The 6,215-nt window shown below is 69.7% G+C and carries 6 protein-coding genes and 1 pseudogene; 2 read left to right on the top strand and 5 right to left on the bottom strand.

The features are described 5' to 3' along the window. The 3 genes and pseudogenes from H0W38_RS14615 to H0W38_RS14605 all read right to left on the bottom strand — a co-directional run. Window positions 1–747 (bottom strand): annotated as a pseudogene (locus tag H0W38_RS14615) (ATP-dependent helicase); the annotation flags it as partial. After that, on the bottom strand, window positions 744–1,643 hold the full coding sequence (locus H0W38_RS14610; protein ID WP_292455320.1) for a ProQ/FINO family protein: 900 nt from the start codon (window positions 1,641–1,643) through the stop codon (window positions 744–746). The pseudogene H0W38_RS14615 and the gene H0W38_RS14610, both read right to left, overlap by 4 nt. A gap of 46 nt (window positions 1,644–1,689) precedes the next feature. Continuing rightward, window positions 1,690–1,989 (bottom strand): cupin domain-containing protein, encoded by a 300-nt coding sequence (locus H0W38_RS14605; protein ID WP_292455318.1) that lies wholly within the window; start codon window positions 1,987–1,989, stop codon window positions 1,690–1,692. Window positions 1,990–2,120: 131 nt separating this feature from the next. Here H0W38_RS14605 and H0W38_RS14600 point away from each other — a divergent pair, with 131 nt between their 5' ends. Beyond that, window positions 2,121–2,555, top strand: coding sequence for a hypothetical protein (locus H0W38_RS14600; RefSeq protein ID WP_292455316.1), 435 nt, complete (start codon window positions 2,121–2,123; stop codon window positions 2,553–2,555). Window positions 2,556–2,594: 39 nt separating this feature from the next. On the opposite strand, the gene H0W38_RS14595 is transcribed toward H0W38_RS14600, so the two are convergent. Further along, complete coding sequence (locus H0W38_RS14595; protein ID WP_292455315.1) at window positions 2,595–4,037, bottom strand: FAD-binding oxidoreductase; 1,443 nt, start codon at window positions 4,035–4,037, stop codon at window positions 2,595–2,597. A 21-nt stretch (window positions 4,038–4,058) separates the two neighbouring features. Continuing rightward, window positions 4,059–4,457, bottom strand: coding sequence for a nuclear transport factor 2 family protein (locus H0W38_RS14590; RefSeq protein ID WP_292455313.1), 399 nt, complete (start codon window positions 4,455–4,457; stop codon window positions 4,059–4,061). Between the two features lie 115 nt (window positions 4,458–4,572). Here H0W38_RS14590 and H0W38_RS14585 point away from each other — a divergent pair, with 115 nt between their 5' ends. Continuing rightward, the gene (locus tag H0W38_RS14585) at window positions 4,573–6,108 is read left to right on the top strand and encodes a PLP-dependent aminotransferase family protein (protein ID WP_292455311.1); all 1,536 of its coding nucleotides are present in this window, start codon (window positions 4,573–4,575) and stop codon (window positions 6,106–6,108) included. The last annotated feature ends 107 nt before the right edge of the window (window positions 6,109–6,215 follow it).

Here is a 6,215-nt window from a genome sequence, read left to right as displayed (position 1 = left end):
GGCATCGAGCCAGCGCGCGTCGCGCTTGAGCAGGTCCGCCAGGAGCGGCACCAGGTCGAGCGTGTCGCCATCGACATCGACGCCCAGGCTCAGCATCCAGGACCCCTCGCGCGGCGGCTGGCGCAGCGCCGCAATGCCTTGCACCCGGGGACCGAGCGGCTCCACGAGTTCGCGGCCTTGCTCGTTGCCGGTGGCCGGGTCGATCAGGAGCCGCCATGCATCGACCTGCACGCTCTGATGCGCGAAGCCCGGCTGCACGACGATGGACCAGCCCTGCTTCTGCAGCCGCGGCACCTGCTCTGCCCAGAAGTCGCCGAAATGCAACTCTTCGGGCAGCGTCCACAGGCCCTCGTGGCCTTCTCCCGCGTCGGGGCTGCGCCACTGCAGCGCCTGGAACGGAAGCGGTCGCAGGCCCGTGCCCCACAGGGCGTCGCGCGCGTCGGCCTCGGCCGCCAGGTCGCGCTGCAGCAGCACGCGCAAATCCCAGGCGCCGCGCAGCATCTGTGTCGGCTTGGGGCGGGTGTTCAACACGCCCGTCGGCGCCGGCGTTTCCCAGTTCAGGCCGGCGGGCGTGGCGTAGGTCCAGTCGGCGCGAGCCACCGTGACCTGAGCACCGCGCGGGCCGAAACCGGGCGCCGCACGAAGGCCGAGCAGGCCGTCGCCGCGGGTCAGCGTCTGCAGGCTCAGGCGCGGGCGAAAGAAGCCGGGGGTCGGTGCATCGGCGCTCAATGATGCGGACGGGGTCATCGCGGCGGCTTGGGCGCTCCGCGGGCACGACGATCGGGCTGCTGGCGATGAGCCGTGCGCGGCTCACCCTGGGCGGGGCGGGCTTCGGGCGGCTGTGAGCGCGTGCGCGGATCGCGATCCGGGGGTCGCGTCTCGGGGGGCTGCGGCCGGGGTGCCTGGGCGAACCGTTGCCGGTCGTCGCGGGCCTGCGCGAGCGCGGTGGCGAGATCGCCTTGCGACAGCCCTTTCAGCGCGCAGAAGTTCGCGGCGGTCAGCGTGGTCGCCTCGAAAGCACGAAGCAGCGCGGCCCGTTCGCTCAGCGCCTGGCCTTCGGCTGCGCGCGCGCGTCGGGCTTCGTCGTGCGTGGCGCGCTGAGCGTCGTGTGCAGCACGCTGAGCGTCGTGCGCAGCGCGCTGGGCGTCGCGCTCGCCCGCCCGCCGCTCGTCATGCGCCTTGCGCTGGGCGTCGCGTTCCGCCGCGCGTCGCTCGTCGTGGAGCGCGCGGCGGCGCTGCAGCTCAGTGGCGGCGGCTTGACGATGCTCGTCGTTCACGGGGCCGGCGGGCAGGCCGTCGAGATCGATGCGATCGGCCGCATCGGCCAGCGCCCTGAGGTAGGCCGTGCTCGTCGTGTGCCGGTGCAAGAAGACCGAGAGCGCCTTTCTCGTGAAGACGCCGGGGGCCCGCTGCTGCACGTCGGCCTGAATACGCAGCTTCAGTGGCTTGGGCGCCCCGGGTGAAAAGACAGCGGGAAAAAGTTCGGCCAGGCGCGCGGCACAGGCGGAGGGCGAGAGGTCTGCAACCGCAGGTGAAGCGGCCTCGGTCTCGGTCTCGTTCTTGGTCGAGGCCGCAGCCGGACCTTCAGTGGCCCCAGCGGCCTGCGCAGAGCTCTCGGTGGCCGGCATCGCGTCTTCGGTCATGGCTGCCGGATCACCGATCTCAGGGGAAACCGGAGCAGCGTGCGGATCACTCGCCATCGTTGTTCGCCCCGTTACGCCGCGCGACCCAGTAGGTCGCGCCCTTGTCGCCATACCGCTCCGCATGCGCAACCTCGCGGCCCAGCGTGAACGTGTCGCCGGCTTGCAGGTAGCGGGTGTCGCCGCCCACGGTCAGCCACACCTCGCCCCGGACGACGAGCGCCTGCACGGCAAAAGGATGAACGTGCGTGTCGAGGACCGTGGTCGGTGCCCAGTCGCGCTCCAGAACCTCGTCGAAGCCCTGGGCTTTCGCCTGGGCTTCGAACTCCTTGAATGTGGCAGTGCTCACGGCAGCCCTCCGAGAATCGACATTGGACGGAATTGTGACTTCGATGGATCACCGACGTGACTGCGCGGTACCGTGCCCGACCGCGTGCGTCGGTTCCTGACCACGCACTAACCAATGGCCCCGACGATTCGATGACGACAACTTCCGAGATCGCCGGCACCCGCGCAACGAGCCGCTGGCGGCGCATTGGGCTGGCCATCGTCTTTGTCTGGTTCGCGGTCGGGGGCATCGCGCACTTCCTCTTCACCGACGCGCAGATGCGCATCGTGCCGCCCTTCGTGCCGTGGCCGCGCGAGGCCGTGCTCGTCAGCGGCGTGTTCGAGCTGCTCGGCGCGGCGGGCCTCCTGTGGCCGCGCATGCGCCGCGCCGCAGGATGGTGCCTTTTTGCGCTGACGATCGCCGTCACGCCGGCGCACCTCTACATGCTGCAGCGGCCCGAACTGTTCGGCGTGCCGTACTGGGTGCTGGTGCTGCGGCTTCCCGTGCAGGTTGCGTTGCTCGTGCTGATTGCGTGGAGTACCGCGGCACCGGATCGGAACGCGCCGAGCGAAAGGCTGCGAAGCTGACGGACCACTGGCCGTCTCATGGCGGCTCCGCCGCCTCGCTCAGAACTTCTCGTCGCGCAGCCAGTACCACTTGTAGAGCGCGCGCTGCCCGAGCCGGCGGAACGGCGCGAAGACCGGCGACTCGACCAAGCCCATGACGTTTGGAAACGGCAGCGGCGAGTTGTAGATCGGCAGCTCGAACACCGCCTTGCCGCCGTCCTTGCCGGCCACGCGCTCGGCCAGGCGGCGCCCAGCCAGCGTGGAGAACGAAACGCCGTTGCCGCCGTAGCCCACTGAGTACCAGAGGCGCTGAGCAGGATCGGGCTGGGTGATGCGCGGCATCATGTCGTGGCTCATGTCGACCCAGCCCCACCACGAGTAATCGATGCCGATGCCGGCCAGCGGCGGGAACTTGCGCGCGATGGCGTCGGTGAGCAGTTGCTTGTGCACCGGATCCTCGGCCTGCGCGCCGGTCACTGCGCTGCGGCTGCCCAGTTGCAGGCGGTTGTCCTTCAGCAGCCGGTAGTAAAAGCGCAAGGTGCGCGTGTCGGTAAGGAAGGTCTGCGAGCGGAAGTTCGTGGCTTTCAGCTCGGCGTCGGTCAGCACGCGCGTGACCACCGAGTTCGACAAGATGGGCATCAGCTTGTTCTTGAGCAGCGGGTTGAGCTGCTGCGCCGTGTAGCCGCCTGTGCACACGGCCACGCGCTTGGCGCGCACGGTGCCGCCGGGCGTGCGCAGGTGGTGCACGCCGCCCTGCGTTTGCCAGCCGCGCACGGGGCTGGCGGTGTGGAGCTTGACGCCGAGCGCCTGGGCCCTGCGCATGAGTCCGAAAGTGAACTTGAGCGGGTGGATGCCGATGCCTTCGGGCTCGTAGAACGCACCGGCGGCCTCGCGCTCGTCGCAGTAATCGCGACGCAGTTCCTCGGCGCTGAGCATGCGCGTGCGGTAGCCGAACTGCTCGCGCATCACCTTGGCTTCTCGCGCCAGAAGATCGAGCTTGGTCGGTCGGTGCGCGACCCACAGGTGACCGCCGTCGTAGGCGTCGCAATCGATCTGCTGTGTCAGCTCCTTGAAGCGCTCGAAGCCGCCACGGATCTCGGCGTCGAGCTTCTTGGCGACCTCCAGACCCCAGCGCTCGATCCACTGCGAGCGCTTGAGGCGCCCGCTCGCGTTCTGGCCCTGGCCGCCGCTGCGGCTCGAGCAGCCCCAGGAGGCCTGGTTGGCTTCGAGGACCGTCGCCTGAATGCCATGCTCCTGCGCGAGGAAGAGCGCGGTGGACATGCCGGTGGCGCCCGAACCGATGATGGCCACGTCCACGTCCATGTCGCCCTGTACCGGGCCGTCGTCGGGGGGCGGCGTGCCGGCGGTGCCCACCCAGTAGCTCGGCGCGTACGCCCGGCCGGCACCGGGGTCGTGCGCGACCAGTGGGTCGTAGCGCGGGTCGTAGCGGCTGCTCGCCGACAAGTCCTGCGGGTTGAACGGCGCGGTGTGGGTGGCGGCCATGGCGATTCCGATGCGGGTTGTTTACTTGGCGGCCGGCAGGTTGGGCCGCGCCTTGCGGAACACGTTCTTGCTGTGGATCTTTGCGCCCTTGAAGGTGAACAGGTCGATGCCGTCGACCTCGATGCGGCTGCCGTCGGCGGCCGTGCCGGTGAAAGTCCATTGCGAAAAACCCCTGTCGCCCTGCACGAGGTGCGTGGCGTCGCGCCACTGCGCATCGGGCACCGTCTCCCAGGCGGCCGCGAAAGCTTTGCGCACCGCGGTCTGGCCGACGTGGCGGTTGCCGAAACGCTCGGCGCCGGCGGCGGTGTCGAACACGCAGTCTTCGCTCATGAAGGACATCAGCGCATCGATGTCGTGGCGGTTCCAGGCGTCACCGAAGGCGGCGAGCGTGGCTTCTGTGATGGGGGATGACTGGCTCATGGGTTCTCCTGAGGGCGAGCACTCGCCCTGATGTCGTCAGAGTAGAAAGCTTCGCCTTTCGCCGATAGAGCCAGATGCCGGGATTCGTGCGCGCCAGCCGTAGACTTCGAAAGCCATGCGCAACCCCCAGAGCACCCAGTGGGCCCAGCTCTTCGAGCTGCCCGAGCAGCCCGGCCTGCCGCTGCAAGGCCGCTTGCGCGTGGCCGTCGTGCAGGCGGTGCTCGACGGGCGGCTTTCGCCCGGCGCGCCGATGCCGTCCTCGCGCGAGCTGGCGCGGCTGCTCGGCCTGAGCCGCAACACGGTGACCTCGGCCTACGAGCAGCTGATCGACGAGAACTTCCTCGAAGCGCGTCCACGCAGCGGCGTGTTCGTGGCGGCCAACGCGCGCGCGGTGCCGGCGGTGCAAGCCGAGCCGCTGCCGGACGGCGGAGGCCGTTCGGGTGCGGCGCCCGATTGGCAAGCCCGCGTGTTGCGCTCGCTGCTCGACCGTCCCACGCTCACCAAGCCCGACCGCTGGCGCGAGTACGCCTACCCGTTCGTCTACGGCACCTACGATTCGCAGCTCTTTCCCACCGAAGATTTCCGCGAGTGCTGCGTGCGCAGCCTGGCCCGCGCGCAACTGCCGCACTGGACGCCGGATTTCGAGACCGACGACGTGGCCGATCTCATCGAGCAGATCCGCCTGCGGCTGCTGCCCAAGCGCGGCGTGTTCGCGCTCAAGGACGAGATCCTCGTCACCGTGGGCTCGCAACAGGCTTGCTACCTGCTGGCCGAGGCCCTGTTCGACACCGGCACGCGCGTCGGCTTCGAGGAGCCGGGCCATCCGCATGCGCGCAACACTTTTTCGCTGCGCGACCCGCGCTGGGTGCCGGTGCCGGTCGATGAGGACGGCGTGGTGGTCGACGGCCTGCCAGCGCTCGATTACCTCTTCGTCACGCCCTCGCACCAGAGCCCGACCACCGTGACCCTGCCGCTGGAACGCCGCCAGCGGCTGCTGCGCCAGGCCGAGCTGCAGGACTTCGTGGTGATCGAGGACGACTACGAGGCCGAGAACCTGTATGTCGGCGCGCCCATGCCCGCACTCAAGAGCCTGGACAAGACCGGTCGCGTGATCTATGTCGGCTCGGTGTCCAAGAGCCTGTCACCGGTGCTGCGGCTGGGCTACATCGTCGCGCCGCGCAGCCTGATCGCCGAGCTGCGCGTGCTGCGCCATGCGATGGTGCGCCACCCGAGCGCCTTCTTGCAGCACGCCTACGCGCTCTTCCTCTCGCTCGGCCACCACGAGTCGCATGCGCGGCGCGTCAACCAGGCCTTGCAGGAACGCATGGCGCTGGTGGCGCAGGCGCTGCGCGAGCACCTGCCGGATTTCGAGTTCGCCCTGCCACAAGGCGGCGCTTCCATCTGGGTCCATGCGCCGGCCTGGGTCGACAGCGGCGACCTGGCCATCATCGCGCGCCGCCACGGCGTGCTGATCGAAGTGGGCGATGTGTTCTACGCCCGGCCGCCCTACCCCTGCCCGTTCTTTCGACTGCGCCTGTCGTCGATCGCCGCAGCGCAGATCCCGGCGGGCATCCGCGCGCTGGCGCTGGCGGTGGACGAGCTGGCCCGCGCCCGCGGCGAGGCGCGCGAAAACGGTTCGCGCATTCACTGACGACGCACCGAGCGCGCGCAGGCTCGCACGGCGCCGGTGCACCCCCGGCGGCCTGCCGGCTGTTTGCCCGGGATTTCAAGGGTATGCCCTCACTCGCTGGCCCCATC

Source organism: Methylibium sp. (genome assembly GCF_013817365.1).
In the GTDB taxonomy this organism is placed as follows: domain Bacteria; phylum Pseudomonadota; class Gammaproteobacteria; order Burkholderiales; family Burkholderiaceae_C; genus Methylibium.
This window is presented reverse-complemented; position numbering and strand designations above follow the sequence as displayed.

Excerpts from the sequence above, each read along its gene's own strand:
- H0W38_RS14585 (WP_292455311.1), top strand. The coding sequence starts at position 4,573 with ATGCGCAACCCCCAGAGCACCCAGTGGGCCCAGCTCTTCGAGCTGCCC.
- H0W38_RS14610 (WP_292455320.1), bottom strand. The coding sequence starts at position 1,643 with ATGACCGAAGACGCGATGCCGGCCACCGAGAGCTCTGCGCAGGCCGCT.
- H0W38_RS14595 (WP_292455315.1), bottom strand. The coding sequence starts at position 4,037 with ATGGCCGCCACCCACACCGCGCCGTTCAACCCGCAGGACTTGTCGGCG.
- H0W38_RS14600 (WP_292455316.1), top strand. The coding sequence starts at position 2,121 with ATGACGACAACTTCCGAGATCGCCGGCACCCGCGCAACGAGCCGCTGG.
- H0W38_RS14590 (WP_292455313.1), bottom strand. The coding sequence starts at position 4,457 with ATGAGCCAGTCATCCCCCATCACAGAAGCCACGCTCGCCGCCTTCGGT.